We start from the raw sequence: 17,831 nt of genomic DNA, 5'->3' as shown, positions 1-17,831 counted from the left end.
TCAGGTGGGGTACCCGACCTGCTCTTCCGCGGCTTGTGATGGGCAACGCTTGTGTTCCAGCGTGAGGACTGGCTGTGGTCCGGTTGAAAGATGCTGGGGAAACGAGGCGAGTCAGGTGGGTGCTGGCGTCATCGAGTCGAGTCGAGTCGAGTCGAGTCGAATGGTTGTTGGCGTGATCGAGCAGAGTCATATGGTCATTGGGCGTGATCGAGCAGAGTCATATGGTTGGTGTTGAAGATTTTTCAGCGACCATATGACTCTGCTCGATGGGGTCGGCTGGGGATGGGGCGCGGATACGTAGTGGTGGTGGGGTTCATGATCAACGGGCGTGTGGCGGGACAGCGTGACTGGTCCGGACGGCGTCTTCCGTTGATCCGGGGAGTGATTGGGGCCGCATTGTGGAATCTCGGCGGGGGTGTTGCGTTGACAGAGGTATGACGTCGGCGCTTGCTTCTGTCCGGTTCTCCATCTTGGATCGTTCGCGTGTTCGGCGTGGGCAGAGTCATTCTGCGGCGTTGCGGGAGACGGTCGAGTTTGCGCGGATGGCCGAGGAGTGGGGTTATCACCGGTTCTGGGTGTCGGAGCATCACAGCGTGCCGGGTGTGGCGGGGTCGGCGCCGACGGTGCTTGCTGCGGCTGCTGCGGCGGCGACCGAGCGTATTCGGATCGGGACCGGTGGGGTGATGTTGCCCAATCATCAGCCGTTGATTGTCGCTGAGCAGTTCGGGGTGTTGGAGTCGCTGTATTCGGGGCGGATCGATATGGGGCTGGGGCGGTCGGTTGGGTTCACCGATGGGGTGCGGCGCGCGCTCGGGCATGACAAGCGCGATGCCGAGGACTTCGATGCGCAGCTGACCGAGGTGCTCGACTACTTCGAGCACGGTCGCAACGGCGTGCACGGGTGGCCCGCCGAGGGGTTGCGGGTTCCGGCGCTTCTGCTGGCCACCGGGTCGGGTGCGGAGCGGGCCGCGCGGTTCGGGCTGCCGCTGGTCATTGCCGCGGTGGGCGGGCAGGATCGGATGGTCGCGGCGATCGAGCGCTATCGCGCCGAGTTCACCGCCACGGCGTGGGGTGTCGAGCCGTATGTCATGGTGTCCGGGTCGGTGGTGATCGCCGACAGCACCGAGGAGGCGCACCGGCTGCTGTTGCCGGAGGCTTGGTCGAACGCGTATTCGCGGACTCGCGGCGAATTTCCGACATTGATCCCGCCCGCGGAGATCGAGGCGCTGAGCATGACCGATCGGGAGCGGCGGATCTTCGAGGAGTCGTTGCTCGGTCACGTGCACGGAACCGAGGACGAGGTCGCCGATCAGTTGGAGCGATTGGTGACCAGCACCGGTGCCGACGAAATCCTGGTGCACACAAGCACTTACGATCGCGCGGCACGGCTGGAGTCGCATCGTCGCCTGGCCCGGTTGACCGGGCTGCTCGGTGCGGCGGGTGTGAGTCGTTCGGTTGTGGGCCGGTGATAGGTGTATCAGCGAGACGGTTAAGTCGCATCGTCGGCTGGCACGGTTGACGGGGTTGTTCGGTGCGGCGGGTGTGAGTCGTTCGGTTGTGGGCCGGTGATAGGTGTATCAGCGAGACGGTTAAGTCGCATCGTCGGCTGGCACGGTTGACGGGGTTGTTCGGTGCGGCGGGTGTGAGTCGTTCGGTTGTGGGCTGGTGATAGGTGTATCGGCGAGGCGGTTGGAGTTGCGTCGTCGGCTGGTGTGGATGACGGGGTTGTTCGATATCTCGGGTGTGAGTCGTTCTGCCGTGGGTACGGTCGGAGTCCTTCGTCGGCGCCTGGAGTAGCGCCGACGGCAAGCTTGTCGACGCGGTCACCTCGGTCGACGTCGCGAAGATCGCGGCGATAGGTCAATCGGCAAGAGGGAAGCGGACTTCCGCGGCGGCGTAGCCGAAAAGCTTGCGGCCGTCCGAGCGGGCGTCGATCGCGATGGTTGCGCGGTGGCGGCGCGGATCGAGTGAGGTGACCCGGCCGTTGAACTCGATTGTGCTCGTCGCGTGTAGCGGGATCCGTAGATAGTTGGTGCAATGCGCGAACTGCGCGCGAAACCTGGTGACTGCCGATGGATCACCCAGCCAGGAACTCAGAAACGCGGCAGCCAGACCGAGTTTCAGCATTCCGGGCGCGACCGACGACGGCAATTCGCGCAGTGCTCGATCGTCTTTGCGCTCCACCGAATCTGTGTCGCCCACCACTGCGGCGTAGTTCACCAGGTCACCGTGCGACAGCCGCACGGTGCGAATCGGCAAGGCGGTACCGACCGCTAACGAGTCGAAATCGACTGTGGTGCGCGGTATCCGGCTCCCGCTGGGCGGGGAAGCCGAGTCCGCGTCGGCGAGCATCGGGTGCCGCCGGGTGGGGGAGTAGCCCTCGAGTGTGACGGTGCGGACGGTCTCCGTCAGCCGCGGGTCGGCGCCGGTCCTGGCGAGTAGTGCTGTCGAACCGGTCTGGATCGTCTCGCCGTGCTGATCGATCAGCACGCTCTTGATCGCCAGCACGTCGTAATCGGCGTAATGGTGGACGGATTCGAAATAGATATCGCAGGTCAGCCGGTCGCCCGCGAGCAACGGCCGACCGATGTCGAGCACTTGATCGGCGTGCAGAATCCGGGTGGACCGATAGCCGGTGAGCACGGTGTCCAGAATTTCGCGCTGCACCTGGTTCAGGATGATGGAGGAGAAGGTGGCCGGTGCGAGCAGCCCGGTGAAACCGAGATCGGCGGCCGCGCCCTCACTCCAATGCGCCGGGTGATAATCCTGGACGGCGCGGGCGAATTCGCGAATCTTCTCCCGAGCTACCACATAGGGCGACGTAGAACGATATCGACCGTCGACCAGTGCCCTGACCTGATCGGCAGGATCCACCGAAATGTCGCGCATAATTGCTCCTTTCATAAACCGAATTGCCAAGCAAGCCGAGGTACCTGATCGGGCGTGACCGCACCGACCACATCGACCCCGGCATCGATGAACGTGCCGACGGCCCGATCGATATGGTCGGCCGAGGTAACCACTACCGCGTCCCGCGCGCCGATCGCCCGCATGATCCGCGCGGAGCGTTCGGCGTTCTGCACGGTTGAGCCGGCGTCCGGCTCCAGATGGATCCGCTCGACCGGAATGCCGTGCCGGACAAGCCAATCCGCCATCGCACGCGCCTCGGTGACGCCATTGTGTGGATTGCCGCCGGTGACGATGATCGGCGAGGCCGGCGCGAGCAGGGCTTGCACGAATCCGGCGTGCAGGCGGTCGATCAGCTCTGGTCGCATCGTCCCGTCGGGCAACAGGCCGTAACCGAGCACCACAATTGCGGTCGCCGGACCGTGCAGCGCCGGAAGCGGTTCCGGCGCGGGCGGACCAGGGCGCGTAGCACGCCCGGTAAGGCGCTGTCGGCGGAGCCGGTGCTGTCGGCGAGCGCGGCGGGCAGGTGACCGAGGGCTACTGCGACGGCGGCAGCGCCGAAAATGCTGCGGGCAGTGCGCCTTACCGTGCACGCCGCACCGCGGCAGTTCGAGAATGGAGTGGCGACCATGGCGATCTCCGATGATTAGCCATCGTGTCGATGGCTGGAATAGATTCACCCATGCTCGGTCACTTTGCTTATCCACTCCATAATTCCGCCACGTATCTGTAGACCTCACCGTCCGGCACGGTCGTTGTCTAGTGGAAGACACGTGCCGTTGTGCACCGCCCGAAAATCCGGCGATCGCATTGTGACTATTCCTCACCGAGTTGTTTCCCGGGCCTGGACTGTGCCGTTTAACTAACCGTCGCAGCGGCTTTGGTGAGCTGTCCAGTAACCGCGTCGACCGACCGGTTATCGAGTCGCCCGGTTTTAGCGTTGGCGCAGTTTCAGTGCCGATTACCGGCATACCTCGGCACTGTCACTCGAATTCTGTGCTCGACGTAGGAAAGGCATGCAATGAAACGAAGTACCTCCGGCCGATCGTCGCTCGCGGTGGCGGTGCTGCTGGGCGTCTCGGTGCTGGTCATGGGCATCGCCGGGCCCGGCGCGAACGCCGACCCCGCGCCGACCGAGCAGTCACTGGCCGACTACATCGCCGCGGGCCGCACGGCGGCACCGGTCGCCGATTCCGGCAGCGCGTCCGGCTCGGCCTGCAATTCGGGCAGCGGCGCCGGCTCGGGCAACGGTTCCGGCAACTGCTACGGCGGTTCCGGCAGCAGCTCCGGGCTGTCCGGCGGATACGCCAGCGACACAGTCGGTTACGGCCCGCCGATGACCTCCTGGCTGGCCGCCTTCGGCTACGGCCTGCTGAATCCCGATGCCGCGCCGCCCGGCGCCAACGATTGGAACTGCAAGCCGACCGCCGCGCACCCGCGCCCGGTGGTGCTGCTGCACGGCACCTGGATGAACGCCTACAACGGCTACGCGTTCATGGGCCAGCCGATCAAGGACGCCGGTTTCTGTACCTTCACCTTCAACTACGGCCGGTCCAACCTGATCCAGGGCGGCGGCCTCGGCTCGGTGCTGCCCGGCGTGATGGGCACCGGCTACATCCAGGATTCCGCCGCGCAGCTGGCCACCTTCGTCGACCGGGTGCTCGCCGCCACCGGTGCCCCGGAGGTAGACATCGTGGCGCACTCGCAGGGCGGCGCCATGGCGAACTGGTACACCAAGTTCAACGGCGGCGCGGACAAGGTGAAGAACCTGATCACCTTCGGTGCCACGAATCACGGCACGTCACTGGACGGCATCGGCGCGCTGGGCCGGGCGATCAACAACTTCGGCATCGACATCCTCGGCTTCATCGAGATATTCGTCGGCCACGCCGGAATTCAGCAGACCATCGGCTCCGATTTCGTCAACAAGCTGAATGCCAACGGCGACACCATTCCCGGCGTCGATTACACGATTGTCGGCACCCGCTACGACGAGGTCACCAATCCCTACGACCTGACTTTCCTGAAGCCGGGACCGGGCGCGTCGGTGCAGAACATCACCCTGCAAGATGGGTGCGAACAAGACGTTTCGGACCATTTGACCATGATGTACTCGCCCCGAGCCTTGTCCATCGCGCTGCGCGCCCTGGATCCGGCAGGCCACCCCAACCTGGACTGCACCTTCAACCCATGGGTGATCGGCGGCGGCGGAGGGCTGTAGCGCCCGAAGAGAACGTGCATCTCAGCAAGCAGGCGAAACCCTAACTCTCCAAGCCTGTTTTGGCAGATGCACCACCGCCACGACCGGCGTGCCCAGAACGGGAACCTCAACCCTGCCCCTTGTTCTGCCGCACAGCACCCGAGCCGTGGCGAATGTGCCCACCGGGCGGCGACCGCACGCGCCGCCCGGTGGGCACTGTGCTTTTCATCGAATCTGTACGAGGTTTACCGAATCTGGATGAAATTTACGAGTCATTGGTGACGTGGTTATATCCGCTCCATGATTCGCTGTTTGCCTGTAGGTCGCACCGTCCGGCACGAGTTCGTGCAGCGGAAAAGCTCCACCTCCCGAGTGCTGCGCGCGACGCAGGAAGGCGTTCCCATGAAACGAAAGACCTCGAGCCGATCATCGATCGCGGCGGTGCTGGTCGGTGTCACCGCGCTCGTTCTCGGCGTCGCCGGTACCGGCGCGAGCGCCGCGCCGCCGGACAAGTCGATCGAACAGCTCATCGCCGACCGCATCGGGCGGGGTGCCGCGGTCGCCGACTACGGTTTCAGCGCGGGATTGTCCGGTGGATTCGCCAGTGACACAGCGGGTTCCGGTCCGGTGCTGCCCGCGTGGCTGGCCGCCTTCGGCTACGGCCTGCTGAACCCGGATGCCGCGCCGCCCGGCGCCAACGACTGGAACTGCAAGCCGACCGCCGAACATCGGCGCCCGGTGGTACTGCTGCACGGCACTTGGATGAACGCCTACAACAGCTTCGCGTTCATGAGTCAGCCGATCAAGGACGCCGGTTTCTGCACCTTCGCCTTCAACTACGGCCGATCCAACCCGGCGCAGGGTGGCGGACTCCCGCCGGTGCTGCCCGGCGTGATGGGCACCGGCAATATCGAGGACTCGGCCAAGCAACTCGGCACCTTCGTCGACCGGGTGCTCGCGGCCACCGGCGCACCGGCCGTGGACATCATCGGCTATTCGCAGGGTGGCGCGATGGCGAACTGGTACACCAAGTTCGAGGGCGGCGCGGACAAGGTGCAGCACCTGATCACCTTCGGCGCGACGCACCACGGTTCCACCATCGACGGCATCGCCGCGCTGGGCCGGGCCATCAACAACATCGGCGTCGACATAGTCGGCGCCAGCTCGATCGTCGTCGGGCACGCCGTGGCCGAACAGACCATCGGTTCGGACTTCGTCAACCAGCTGAATGCCAACGGCGACACCATCCCCGGCATCGACTACACGGTCGTCGGCACCCGCTACGACGAGATCATGACCCCCTACAACCTGACCTTCCTGCGGCAGGGCCGAGGCGCGTCGGTCCAGAACATCACCCTCCAAGACGGCTGCGAAATGGACCTCTCCGACCATCAGACCCTGATGTACTCACCGCGCGCCCTCTCCATCGCGCTGCGCGCGCTCGACCCCGCAGGCCATCCGAACCTCGCCTGCACCTTCAACCCGTGGCTGATCGGCGGCGGCGGGCACCTGTAGCCAGCGGTTCAGTCGGAGGTGCTCGCGCAACCGCACGACACACTGGTCGTGATGCCGGTGGCGGCGAGCGCCTCCGACGTCTTCGTGACGAGGTACTCGGCCCAGGACGTCTCCTGGGCCAGGGCGGTATCGGAGTTCGTTGTCGCGCAATGAAACTGGGCGCAGGCCACGGCGGCATCCAGTGCGAAGATCACGTCGACGGCCACGCTGTGATGCAACGTGACGGTGATCGCCGCGATGGCGCGGCGCTCGACGACGTGCTTGGTCTGCACGGTGGCCAGTGCCAGATCGCGCACCCGTGGCGCGCTGATGCCGACCACGTTGCCGAACCGCCACCGGCGCGGCACGCGCCCGCCCGACTGGCCCGCGGCCTCGTGTACCGCCAGGATGAGGTCGTCCAGCGCCGGATTCGGAACGGTCACCTCATAGGCATATCGACGGTTCACGATCGGTGCCCACACCTTCCGCGTGCGGTCGCGACGTTGGCGTACCGGCGACCGAGTTCAGAACAAGCAATGCCCGAGAAACTCGTGGGCGCAACCGATCCGCACGACGGCAGGGTGCTTGCCTAGTGCCGTGGTCTGTTTCGTCCGCGAAACCTGACGATGTCACGATTTCGTATCGTTGTCTGTCGGTCAAATGTCCGACACCACCGCCGCCGGCAGTGGGTCACGCTCGATTCACATCGGTCGTTCGAATGATGTCGCGTCCAGTACCGCGATGTTAGCGTCGAAGCGAGAGAAAGACAGTGGCGGAATGCGATTACAACTCGTCCAGCGTGATCACGCCGTCCTGCAGGGCGCGGGCCACCAGGGCGGCCTTGGTGTTGGCGGCTCGATCGACCGCCGCGTATTTGGCGCGAATGCGGGTGATGTGGGTGTTCACGGTGCCGATCGACAGGTAGAGCTGCATGCCGACCTGGGTTTTCGAATCGCATTTGACCCAGGCGACCAGTACTTCGAGCTCGCGCGCCGACAGGTGCGGGTCGCGCCACAACGGGGTCGGTTGTGGTTGTGGTCGGGGATCCGGATCGATCGCAGTCATCAGTTTTTCCCGCTTCGTGCAGTGTCAGTCGGCTCCGGTGCCGCACCTCCCCGAAGGTTGCAGACCAATAACCGATGTGCCCACTGAATATATGATCCGTTTCCGTTCCTGGATATTCCCCAGCTTTCAGCCCGCAGGTCTGGGGTCTTGCTTCGCTTCGCGAACAAGTTGTCGACTGTCCAGGTCGGATCGCACCGCGCCGGTCGCCTCGACCTCGATCCGCAGTTCGCCGTTGTCGCGCAACAGGATCGACGCGAGGGTGCTGCGTCCCGGCGGCAGGATCCGGGCGGTCACCGTGCCGCCGTCGGCGTAGTCGAGCGCGTCGCGCAAGACGGTGCGCACCTGCTGCCGCAACTCGGCGTCGACCTCGTCGAGGCCGCCGCCGTCGTCGAGCACCACGGATACCCCGCGCTGGCGCGCACAGCGTGCCGCGGCGCCGACCGACGCATCGATCATCAAACCGCCCAGAATGTCGTCGCGCAACTCGGCCTCGACGAGCCGGCACTCGGCCTGCTTCTGCACGGTGAGCGGCCGGCCGGAGGCGATGATCTCGAGCAGCGGCCGCGCGGCGCCGTCGAGCCGGGCGACGCGTTCGTCGCGTTCCTGCTGCGCGGCCTGCGCGGCGGCTTCGGCCGCGGCTCGCTCGGTATCTTGTTGGCGCAGCGCGAGAATCGAATGGGCCAGCGGACGGACCACCCTGGCGAAGAACGTCGCCATCAGCAGCGGGGTCAGGTTGATGAAGGAGAAACCGACCCCGGTGAGCCAGCCCTGGCCGGTCTGCGTCGTCCACGAGGCGCTGACGACGATCTGCCCGAGCACGCCCGCCCACGCCAGCAGCGGTGCGCCGCGCACGCACAGGAAGTTCAGAAACGCCGATCCCGCACCGAGGAACCAGATCTGGGTGGAATTGGCCATCGGCACCGGCAGCTGCCAGATGGCCAGCGCGGCCGCGAGCGGGGCCGCCACCGCGGCGGGCACGGCGAACCGGGCGGGCAGCGGATCGCCCGGCGCGAGCAGCATCGTGGCTCCGGCGCCGAGGATGAGCAACACGGCCAGCGCGGTGAACCGGATATCGCGGATCCCGTCGCCGGCGGCGAACGCCATCGACGAGATCGCGACGGCGAACAGCCCGGACACCAGCCACGCTGCCGGGGTCCGCATCCCGAGAATGTCGCGCACGTCGTCGCGCACGATCCGATTCGCCGTCATCGCGCCACCCATCCGGTGCTGATCCGGCAGCCGCGGCCCGGCGCGGTCTCGATCGCCGACCACCCGCCCGGCAACTCGGCGAGCCGGTCGGTGATGCTGGCGCGCAAGCCGATCCGGTCCGGCGGGACACTCGCGGGATCGAATCCGACGCCGTCGTCGACGACATCGATCTGTACCGAGTCCGCGTCGGCGCGCACCTGGACCTCGCAGGCCGCCTCGTGCGTGGGCGAACCGGCGTGCCGCTGCCAGTTCCGCAGCGCCTCGCCGACCGCGGCGGCCAGCGCGGTCGCCACCTCGCTCGGCACCGCGAGGGCGCTGTCGGCGACCTGGTCGGTGCGCAGCCGCACCGAGTCGTCGACCTCGGCCGCCGTCGCACGAATGCTCGCGACCACCTGACCCAGGTCGAGGTTGTCCCGCAGGGGCAGACCGGAACTCAGCCGTTCGAGGTCGCGCAGCGTCACGTCCGCGTGGTGGGTGAGCACGGGGGAGTTGGGTGCGCGCGAGGCCTCGAGCAGCGTCGCGATGACCCAGTCGTGCGCGAGCGCGTCGAAGCGCCGGCGCTCGAACCGGCGTGCCTCGGCGGCGGCGGTGGTGGTGGCCTTCGCGCGGACCTCGTGCGAGGTCTGATCCAGCACCCGCCCGACCCGCACCAGCACGACGCACGCCGCGCAGGGCAGCGCCGAATAGGCAACGGCGAACAGGAAATCCGGCACCACCGGGTTGTCCGCGTCCGGTCCGCGGGCGTACGCCGCGTCGATCTGCGCGAGCGCGGCGGCGAGGACGAGATAGCCGAATGGTATGCGCCGCCAGAAGATACAGAGCGCTACCGCGGGCAGTCCGGGAATCCAGGTGATCCACAACGATTGTTCGGGCGGCACCACCGCATCGGCCCGCACGACCAGCCAACTGGCCGCGGCGAACACGTAGCCGAACGCGAAAGCCAGGACCGCGTAACGGGTCAGGTCGAAGCGCCAGCGCAGCGCGGCGGCGGCGATGAGCACGGTGGGCCCGTAGATCACGGTGAGCGCCAACGGAGTCCACCACGGCGCCGCCAACGACGACTGGGACAGCGCGGTCGGCACGGTGAGGGCCGCGTAGAACAGGCCGCCCGATCCGACGAACAGGCCTGCGCCGCGGACGAGCCGGGCTTCGGCGCTGCGCGGCGGCGCGGCCGTTTCGATCATCGGGGCCGTGGATCGCCGCCGATGAAGCCGTCCCGCTTCGCCTCGCGGTAGAGGTCGACCCGGGACCGGACCGGCCGGCCCGCCTCGGCGTACCTGCGGCGGATCCGGCTCAGGTAGTCGTTGACCGTGTGCTCGGAGAGCCCGAGCTTGTGCGCCACCGACGCCGCGGTCTCGCCGTTCGCGTAGTGCTCCAACACGTCTCGCTGCCGGGGCGGCAGATCGATATTGGTCAGCGCCGGGTCGCTGTCGATGGCCGAGGCCCAGGCCATCGTCGCGACCTGCCTGCCGGAGGCGGCCGCGCGGACCATCGCGGTGGTGCGTTCGGCCGGGTCGCTTTTCAGCGCGACGCCGAGCACACCCGCCCGGGCGGCCGACCGGATGAGGTCGCGCCAGTCGCCGGTGGTGTAGACGAGGCAGGGAATGTCCAGGTTGTGCAGCGCCTCGACGTTCTCGCGCGGGCTGGAGCCGTCGGGCAGGCGCAGGTCCAGGATCGCCAAGTCGAGATTCGTTGCCTGCTTCAGCAGTTCGGGAACCGTCGGTGCGATGGCGACGACGGTCAGGTCCGGCTGGTCGGACAGGATCGCGGCCAGGCCGACGGCAACCGCCTGGTGGTCCTCGACGATGCCGATCCGGCGCACCGTGCCCGGCTTCGCGTACGGGCCCGGCAGGTCGGTGACGGCCACCCCCGCCATAGTGAGCAGTCGTCGGATCACCATGAATGGAATTAAATCACTCGGTAACGAACGTGCCAAGTCGGCCCGTTCGGTTATTCGGATTTCGCACCGGTCCGGACCGATGGAATGATGATCGAATGGTGGTCCCGGATTGCATCTCGTACGGCGTAAGTTGATATCGACCGGTCGGTTCTATGGTCGAGTGCTCGAAACTGCCTGCGGCAGTGGTGATCAGCGGCGTGATCCGACGGCACCGCGTAGCCGTGTGCAGTATCTGAAACTACACTGAGTCTAATCAGGTATTTCTATGCGAAATATGTTATCGGCCGAACCGGCCGACGTTATTTCGCAGAAGTTCTTCGAATTACCCATTTTGACTTCACCGACGAAGGAATGGTAGCCACCGAAATCCCCGATCATGGACTGGTGTCGTGTGTTCGGCGGACAGACAGCAGGCTTCGGCGCCACGAAGCTCACTAGGTGAGGACACGGGGGCGCACCTCCCCGCGCAGCGGCAGGACTCAGGAGAGATGGACATACACTCGAGTCGGCACCCGGACAGCGCCACGATGTTGTTGTCGCGCTTACATTTTCCGGCGGCGAACATCGGTTACGGAATTCGGGCGGGTATTTGGCTGCCCGGCTGCCGGGTCTTCTGCCGCGACTGCCTCGCCGAAAACGCCTGGGTATTCGACGAATCCACGCGCTGCGGCGTCGAGGCGATCCTCGGCTGGCTGCGCGAGTTGCCGGCCGACCGGCTCGACGGTGTCACCATCTACGGCGGCGAGCCGACCGACCATCCCGCGGCACTGCGCGCCCTGCTCGACGGCCTCGGCGGATGGCGCGCGAGCCTGACTCGCCCGGCCGACATCCTGCTCTACTCGGGGCGATCGGCCGCCGCGCTGGACGCGCAGCTGCCTTGGCTGCGGCTCGCGGTGGACGCGCTGGTCACCGAGCATGTCGTAGCGGCGGACGGGCGCGATCTCGCGCTGCGCGGGGTGGCCAATCGGGAGGTTGCCGCCGGCTCCGTGCTCGGCATTCAGCGTTACGCCGCAGCGGAATTCGGCAGTGAGCTCATATCGTGCGATAGCTGCGCGCGACCAAGGCCGATCGCAGATACCACAGCCCGGACGGTTGGGACGGGTCGAAGCCGGTGAGTTGACCGATGCGCTTGAGCCGGTAGTCCACGGTGTTGGTGTGCACGTGCAGGACCCGCGCGGTGCGTTGACGATTGAGGTTGTTGGCGATGTGGCGCTGCAGCGTCTCCAGGAGTTCGGGGTGTTCGTCGAGCGGGTCGAGCAGTTGCCCGAGAAACTCGCGGCCGGGACCGGGGCGGGTGAGCTGGTATTCGAGGGCGAGTTCGTCGAAGCGATACAGCCCGGCCACCGCCTCCAGTCGCTGCACCATGTCGAGCAACTCGTGCGCCTGGTCGGCGGCGTTGGGGATCTGTTCGGGGGTGGCCTCGACCATGGTCGCGGTGATGCCGACCTGCGCGGCGTGCGACAGCTGGGCCACCATGGCGTCATAGCCCGCGTTGTCGAAGGCGGCCGCCGGGATCAGGACGGTGCCGCCGTCGACGCTGAGCAGCGACAGCGCGCTCTCGCCGCAGCGGGTGGCGAGTTCGGCCTGCACCCGTCTGAGCTTGCGGCGCGCGACGACCTGACTGTCCAGCATCGGATTGTGCTCCTCCCGATGCGGCGGAATCGCCACGGCGAGCACGGCATACGAGGTCGCGATGGCGATGCCGCACTCGCGGGCCATGGTGGAGGTGCTGTGCCCGCCGAGCAGCGCCGAGGTCAGCGTGTGCACGGCGGTGTGGTGCTCGCTGACCACCGAGCGCAGTTCCCTGATGTAGGCCACCGAGACGGCCGAACTGATCATGTCCAGCATCTCCAGCACCATCTTGGCGCCGTCGACCAGGCTGTCGTAATCCTTGATGGACGCGTCCGACACCACCAGATCCAGCCCCATCTTGAAGCCTTCGTGGATGGAGTGGTGAATGGTGTCGATCGGCACGCCCTCGCGGGCCCAGCTCGACGCGGCGTCCTGCAGGCGCTGCAATTTGCCGGGGATGTCCTGCCCGTCCAGCATGCTGACCGCGAATTCGAGGCAGACCCTGGTGATGGTGGTGACGTCGCCGGAGATCGCGTCCGCGGGCAGGGTGCCGCACGGGATGACGTTTTCGACGAAGTGCCCGACCATCTGGCGTGATAGCGCGCGAACGTCCTTGAGCGGGGACGACATCGGTTTGCCTGCCAGTGTCAGGCTTTGCCGTGCAGAGTTGTCGATCGACATTGACGACTTCCTTCCGCCCCCGAGGATAGCTGTACAGCGCATTCACACTAATCGTTCGATATCTCTTGCGGATCGATTCGCGAGGTTCTATAGCGGGCATCAGAGACTGGTCGGTTGGTGGTTGTGTTGCGTCACAGCGAGTTATGCCGCCGAATGCGGTACCGCCGGTTCTGACAGTTGATGGGATCGCGGCCGGCGCTGGCGGTAGGATCGCTCGCGCCGGGCTTGTCCCAGGAACCATGGGCTTGCCGGGCACGTGCCGTGCCGGAGAGGGTGTGCTGTACCCATCTGCCGCGCACGCACGCCAGGGAAGGCAGAGATGACGCGATAGGGGGCTAGGACACATGAGACCGGCTCTGAGATGTCTTGTCTGGGAACTGGACAACACATTGTGGGACGGCGCGGTGAGCGACCGGACCAGCGGTGCGCTCCGCCCCGCCGCGGTGCGCACGCTACGGCTGCTCAGCGAGCGCGGCATCTGGCACGCCGTGGCCAGTCGCGGCGACCGCGAGTGGACCATGGACAAGCTGTACCGGCACGGCGTCTACGAGATGTTCTCCGCCCTCGAAATCGGCTGGGGCCCGAAGTCTTCGGCGATCAGCCGGATCGGCAGCACGCTGGGCCTGACGCTGGACACCATCGGCTTCATCGATGACGAACCGGTCGAACGCGGCGAGGTGTTGCGCGCGCTGCCCAAGGTCCGCTGCTACGCCGCGCGCAACGTCGACGTGCTGCCCGCGTTGCCCGACTTCCGCCCGGTCGTGCGGACCGGGCCCAATCCGACGCCGCCGGTCGGGTTTGCCCGGGTGCCCGCGCGGTAGCCCGTTTCGACCTAGTGCGGCAGCACCGCGAGGTCGAGTTCGCGCAGGCGGGCCGGATCGGCGATCACCTCGTAGCCCGCGACCTGATCGTCGCGCACCGTAACCGTAAGGGCGAGTAGCAGCTTGCCGCGCGGCGCGACCAGGATGCCGACCGTGCCGTTCACCAGCGCCAGTGCCGCCACTCGTGAACGACGTTGCAGCAGTACGGTTTCCTTCGCCACCGACTGAGCGCCGCGCACCACCGCCGACATTCCGGCGGGCAACGCAGCCGGGTCGGCGACCCGGATCACGTCGGGGGCGAGCACGGCCAGCAGGGCGTCGAGGTCGCCGCCACGGGCTGCCGCCAGGAAGGCCTCGACGACATGTCGTTGCGCGGCGAGTTCGGTTGCCGTCGAGGTTGTTTCACCCTGCGTGCGCTGTCGTGCGCGACTGGCGAGCTTCTTCGTGGTGGCCGGTGTTCGCCCGACGATCGGCGCGATCTGCTCGAACGGCACCGCGAACAGATCATGCAGCACGAACGTCACCCGCTCGTCGGGCCCGAGTGTATCCAGCACGACCAGCAGCGCCCGGCCGACCGAATCGATCAGCACCGCTTCGTGTTCCGGGTCGCTGTCGTAGGCGGAGTCGCCGAGTTCGGCCAGTAGATCGAGGGGCTCCTCGCGTCGCGTCGCCCGAGTCCGCAGCATGTCCAGGCAGATCCGCGACACCACCGTGGTCAACCAGCCGGCCAGGTTCTCGACCTCGTCGACGTCGTGCCGGGCCAGCCGCAGCCAGGCCTCCTGCACGGCGTCATCGGCCTCGGTCAGCGACCCGAGCATCCGGTACGCGACCGCCCGCAGGTGGCCGCGATGCGCCTCGAATCGCCGCGCCAGCATGTCCTCGGCCCGCATCGGTCACCTTTCCGTTCCGTCATCCGTCACACGGTCGACGGATTACCACAGCGCCGGACGACCGAGGGCACGCTCACGATCGCAGACCGGCCGCAGAACCAAACAGGAGGGTGTTACCCATGTCCACCGCTTACGTCATCGTGACCATCGCCGCCGCGGCCGCGGCACTGATCGCGTCCGGAGTCGATGTCTTCCGTGCCCAGTGGGTGCGCGACAACATGCGGAGCTACGGCATCCCGGACTGGACGCTGTACCCGCTGGCCGTCATCAAGGCGGCCGGCGCGCTCGGCCTACTGGTCGGCTTGGCCATTCCGCCACTGGGCCTGGCCGCCGCGATCTGCCTCGTCCTCTATTTCCTGGGCGCGATCATCACCATCATCCGAGCTCGCGGCTACCGCGATCTCGGTTATCCCATGCCCTATCTGGGACTGGCCGCCGCATCGCTGGCCTTGTTCGTCGCGTCCTGACCGTTAGCCGTTCTGGATGAACCGGGCCGCCTGCTCGCCGATGAAAACGGCGGGTGCGTGGGTGTGGCCGCGGATGAGCAGCGGCATCACCGAGGCGTCGGCCACTCGAAGACCCTGTACGCCACGGACTTCCAGCTTCGGTGTGACGACGCTGGCCACGTCGGTGCCCATCCGGCAGGTGCCGACCGGGTGATACAGGGTGTGGGAGTAGCCGTTCAGTGCGAGTTCGAGGGTGGCTTCCAGCTGGGACGGTGCCTGCGGCGGGTAGATGATCGGGCCGAGTACGGCTTTCATGGCCGGTGCGGCGGCGATGTCGGTGCAGGTACGCAGGCCCGACATCAGCGCGGCGCGGTCCATCCCCGCGCTGTCGGACAGGTAGCGCGGGTCGATCAGCGGCTTGGCGGCCGGATCCGCGGAGGCCAGCGTGATCCGGCCGCGGCTGTGCGGGCGCAGCAGCACGGTCGCCAGGATGACGCCGTGCTCGGTCGGATCGACCAGGGCCTCGTAGTAGAACGGGGCCGGGGCGAAGATCATCTCGAGGTCGGGCAGGTCCAGATCGGGCCTGCTGCGGACGAATCCGTAGGCCTCACCGACATTGGAGGTGAGCATGCCGCGATGCCGGACCAGGTAGTCGAGCAGTTGGCGCGGCTTCTCGGCGGCGAACAGCGAATCGCCCGCCACGCCGTAGCCGACGCCGGTGACGAGATGATCCTGCAGGTTCGCGCCCACCTCGGGCGCGTGCCGCAGGGCACGAATACCCTGACGTGCCAACTCGTCTCGGTCGCCGATGCCCGAAAGCATCAGCAACTGCGGGCTGTTGATCGCGCCACCGCACAGCACCACCTCGCGGCGCGCGGTGACCGTGTGCGGGCCGCCGCCCTGGTGGTATTCGACGCCGACCGCCTGGGTTCCCTCGAACAACACCCGGGTGGCCAGCGCCTCGCTGCGGACCGTCAGGTTCGGTCGATTCAGCGCGGGGCGCAGGTATCCGTCCGCGGTGCTCCAGCGCCGGCCGCCGTGCTGGGTGACCATGGTTTCGCTGAAGCCGTCCGGCTCCGGCCGATTCGGCGGTTCGACCTGAAAACCGGCCTCCCGCACCGCGGCCAGGTACGCGGCGGTCAGCGCGCGCGGGCTGCGTTGGCGCGAGATGTGCAACGGCCCGTTGGCGCCCTCGTCCGGATACTGTGCGTCCTCGACACTTTCGATCCGCCGGAACTGCTCGACGGCGGCCGCGAACCCCCACTCCTCGCCGGCCAGCAGCGCCCACTCGTCGTAGTCGGCGCGGAAACCACGCACCCACATCATCGCGTTCATCGAGGACGAGCCGCCGAACATCTTGCCGCGCGGCCAGTAGATCTGCCGGTTCTTCAGCTCCGGCTGTGGTTCGGTCAGGTAGTCCCAATCCACTTCGGTGCGAAAGAGTTTCGCGAAACCGGCGGGGATGTGCGCGAATTTGTTCTTGTCCGCGGGCCCGGCCTCCAGCAACACCACCGAGGTATTCGGATCGGCACTGAGTCGATTGGCCAGCACCGCCCCCGCGGATCCGGCGCCGACGATCACGTAGTCCGCGGTAAGGCCACCTGGTTGCACTGTCCCACTCCGATCTATGACGCCTATGGCAAAGATACGAGGCCGGGGCGGACCGGGGTTCGATTTCGGCGCAACCGGACACAAGTCGTCGACTGTGGTGGGTATGGCGTCCTTTACTGATCTTGCTCGCGGCCGATAGTGTGGCGGAATGGGTGAGCGCGGTCACAAAACGATCGATCGGTCGTATTTAATTGGTAGTCTCGGTTGAGACCATTCGGTTCCCTTTGATCGAGAGGCTGTGATGACGATGTCGAACGAGGACCGCGAGCGCAAAGTCGCGATGATCGAACAGTTCTACGAATTCATCTCGGCGCGCGAGTTCGAGAAGCTGTACGAGTTGTGTACCGACGATGTTCGGATGTCGATCCCGTTTCAGCTTCCCGGATTTCCGAATCATGGCGAGGGCAAGGAGAATCTGCGCCAATTGAGTGGGGCGATGGATCGGTACAGCTCCACCGAACAATCGGTGGTCAAGGTCGAGCCCATGCTGAACCCGGACAGTTTTCTGGTCGAGGTCAAGGGCGACATGGTCGTTCGGGACACCGGCAGGCCGTACCGCAACGACTATCTCAATATCTTCCGGTTTCGCGACGGCAAGGTCGCCGAGTGGGTCAGCTACCACGACCCGGTGCGTCAGCTCGTCGCATTCGGCTTCACCGAATTGCCATTACCCGTCGAGTCCTGATCGGCGTACGCGAGCCGGAAGCGCGACGGCGAGGTGCCGTAGCGGTCGACGAAAGCCTGCCGCAGTGTTTCGGCCGAACCGAATCCGCAACGGGTAGCGATGCTCGCGATCGGCAGCCGGGTGCTCGCCAGTAGTTGGGCCGCCGCCTCGGTGCGGGCGCGGCGGACGAAGCGGCCCGGTGTGTGGCCGAGTTCAGTGACGAACAGGCGGGTCAGATGCCGTTCGCTGACCCTGATTTCGGCCGCCAGCGCGCTCGCGGACAGGTCCTGGTCGAGATGGCTGTCGATGTAGGTCACCGCGCGGCGGACGAGGTCTTCCACGATGACCACCTCGCGCGCTTGCACCCGTCA

General features: G+C 66.5%; 18 protein-coding genes. 7 read left to right on the top strand and 11 right to left on the bottom strand.

The genetic code is table 11. The features are described from left to right. The first annotated feature begins 434 nt into the window (after positions 1-434). Positions 435-1,469, top strand: coding sequence for an LLM class flavin-dependent oxidoreductase (locus ACFWF1_RS36580; protein ID WP_379288525.1), 1,035 nt, complete (start codon positions 435-437; stop codon positions 1,467-1,469). A gap of 391 nt (positions 1,470-1,860) precedes the next feature. On the opposite strand, the gene ACFWF1_RS36575 is transcribed toward ACFWF1_RS36580, so the two are convergent. Together ACFWF1_RS36575 and ACFWF1_RS36570 are read right to left on the bottom strand one after the other, a co-directional pair. Further along, positions 1,861-2,889 carry a fused (3R)-hydroxyacyl-ACP dehydratase subunits HadA/HadB gene (locus ACFWF1_RS36575; RefSeq protein WP_379288527.1) on the bottom strand — a complete coding sequence of 343 codons (1,029 nt, stop codon included), beginning with the start codon at positions 2,887-2,889 and terminating at the stop codon, positions 1,861-1,863. A gap of 11 nt (positions 2,890-2,900) precedes the next feature. Continuing rightward, complete coding sequence (locus tag ACFWF1_RS36570) at positions 2,901-3,308, bottom strand: YdcF family protein (protein ID WP_379288529.1); 408 nt, start codon at positions 3,306-3,308, stop codon at positions 2,901-2,903. A 620-nt stretch (positions 3,309-3,928) separates the two neighbouring features. Here ACFWF1_RS36570 and ACFWF1_RS36565 point away from each other — a divergent pair. Beyond that, entirely contained in the window at positions 3,929-5,128 is a 1,200-nt protein-coding gene (locus ACFWF1_RS36565; protein WP_379288530.1) for an esterase/lipase family protein, read from the top strand. 381 nt (positions 5,129-5,509) lie between these two features. After that, positions 5,510-6,622: an alpha/beta fold hydrolase gene (locus ACFWF1_RS36560; protein WP_379288532.1), complete on the top strand. Its 1,113-nt coding sequence runs from the start codon at positions 5,510-5,512 to the stop codon at positions 6,620-6,622. An 8-nt stretch (positions 6,623-6,630) separates the two neighbouring features. Here the strand turns inward: ACFWF1_RS36560 and ACFWF1_RS36555 are convergent, their stop codons facing one another. From ACFWF1_RS36555 to ACFWF1_RS36535, 5 genes are all read right to left on the bottom strand, one after another. Then, the gene (locus ACFWF1_RS36555; protein WP_379288534.1) at positions 6,631-7,068 is read right to left on the bottom strand and encodes a hypothetical protein; all 438 of its coding nucleotides are present in this window, start codon (positions 7,066-7,068) and stop codon (positions 6,631-6,633) included. Between the two features lie 316 nt (positions 7,069-7,384). Further along, on the bottom strand, positions 7,385-7,666 hold the full coding sequence (locus ACFWF1_RS36550) for a LuxR C-terminal-related transcriptional regulator (protein ID WP_379288536.1): 282 nt from the start codon (positions 7,664-7,666) through the stop codon (positions 7,385-7,387). A gap of 126 nt (positions 7,667-7,792) precedes the next feature. Then, positions 7,793-8,875, bottom strand: coding sequence for a hypothetical protein (locus ACFWF1_RS36545; RefSeq protein WP_379288538.1), 1,083 nt, complete (start codon positions 8,873-8,875; stop codon positions 7,793-7,795). Further along, positions 8,872-10,059, bottom strand: a complete 1,188-nt coding sequence (locus tag ACFWF1_RS36540; protein ID WP_379288540.1) for a sensor histidine kinase — start codon at positions 10,057-10,059, stop codon at positions 8,872-8,874. The genes ACFWF1_RS36545 and ACFWF1_RS36540 overlap by 4 nt, the downstream gene beginning before the upstream one ends. Continuing rightward, positions 10,056-10,751: a response regulator transcription factor gene (locus ACFWF1_RS36535; protein ID WP_379288775.1), complete on the bottom strand. Its 696-nt coding sequence runs from the start codon at positions 10,749-10,751 to the stop codon at positions 10,056-10,058. The genes ACFWF1_RS36540 and ACFWF1_RS36535 overlap by 4 nt, the downstream gene beginning before the upstream one ends. A gap of 512 nt (positions 10,752-11,263) precedes the next feature. On the opposite strand from ACFWF1_RS36535, the gene ACFWF1_RS36530 reads away from it, so the two are divergent. Further along, on the top strand, positions 11,264-11,890 hold the full coding sequence (locus tag ACFWF1_RS36530) for a 4Fe-4S cluster-binding domain-containing protein (protein ID WP_379288542.1): 627 nt from the start codon (positions 11,264-11,266) through the stop codon (positions 11,888-11,890). Here the strand turns inward: ACFWF1_RS36530 and ACFWF1_RS36525 are convergent. Beyond that, on the bottom strand, positions 11,808-13,028 hold the full coding sequence (locus ACFWF1_RS36525) for a PucR family transcriptional regulator (protein WP_379288544.1): 1,221 nt from the start codon (positions 13,026-13,028) through the stop codon (positions 11,808-11,810). The genes ACFWF1_RS36530 and ACFWF1_RS36525 overlap by 83 nt on opposite strands. A 344-nt stretch (positions 13,029-13,372) precedes the next feature. Here ACFWF1_RS36525 and ACFWF1_RS36520 point away from each other — a divergent pair, with 344 nt between their 5' ends. Continuing rightward, positions 13,373-13,849, top strand: a complete 477-nt coding sequence (locus tag ACFWF1_RS36520; protein ID WP_379288546.1) for an HAD-IIIC family phosphatase — start codon at positions 13,373-13,375, stop codon at positions 13,847-13,849. Positions 13,850-13,860: 11 nt separating this feature from the next. On the opposite strand, the gene ACFWF1_RS36515 is transcribed toward ACFWF1_RS36520, so the two are convergent. Next, positions 13,861-14,739, bottom strand: coding sequence for a sigma-70 family RNA polymerase sigma factor (locus tag ACFWF1_RS36515; RefSeq protein WP_379288548.1), 879 nt, complete (start codon positions 14,737-14,739; stop codon positions 13,861-13,863). Between the two features lie 119 nt (positions 14,740-14,858). Here ACFWF1_RS36515 and ACFWF1_RS36510 point away from each other — a divergent pair, with 119 nt between their 5' ends. After that, positions 14,859-15,206 (top strand): DoxX family protein, encoded by a 348-nt coding sequence (locus ACFWF1_RS36510; protein WP_379288550.1) that lies wholly within the window; start codon positions 14,859-14,861, stop codon positions 15,204-15,206. A 3-nt stretch (positions 15,207-15,209) separates the two neighbouring features. Here ACFWF1_RS36510 and ACFWF1_RS36505 read toward each other — a convergent pair whose 3' ends face one another. After that, positions 15,210-16,796 (bottom strand): GMC family oxidoreductase, encoded by a 1,587-nt coding sequence (locus tag ACFWF1_RS36505; protein WP_379322260.1) that lies wholly within the window; start codon positions 16,794-16,796, stop codon positions 15,210-15,212. 241 nt (positions 16,797-17,037) lie between these two features. On the opposite strand from ACFWF1_RS36505, the gene ACFWF1_RS36500 reads away from it, so the two are divergent. Then, positions 17,038-17,481: a nuclear transport factor 2 family protein gene (locus tag ACFWF1_RS36500; protein WP_379288552.1), complete on the top strand. Its 444-nt coding sequence runs from the start codon at positions 17,038-17,040 to the stop codon at positions 17,479-17,481. Here ACFWF1_RS36500 and ACFWF1_RS36495 read toward each other — a convergent pair. Next, on the bottom strand, positions 17,430-17,825 hold the full coding sequence (locus tag ACFWF1_RS36495) for a helix-turn-helix domain-containing protein (protein ID WP_379288554.1): 396 nt from the start codon (positions 17,823-17,825) through the stop codon (positions 17,430-17,432). The genes ACFWF1_RS36500 and ACFWF1_RS36495 overlap by 52 nt on opposite strands. Between the last annotated feature and the right edge of the window lie 6 nt (positions 17,826-17,831).

Source organism: Nocardia sp. NPDC060255, assembly GCF_042727395.1.
Taxonomy (GTDB): Bacteria; Actinomycetota; Actinomycetes; order Mycobacteriales; family Mycobacteriaceae; genus Nocardia.
Note: the sequence above shows the minus strand (reverse complement) of the source record. Positions and strands in the feature narration are given on the sequence as shown.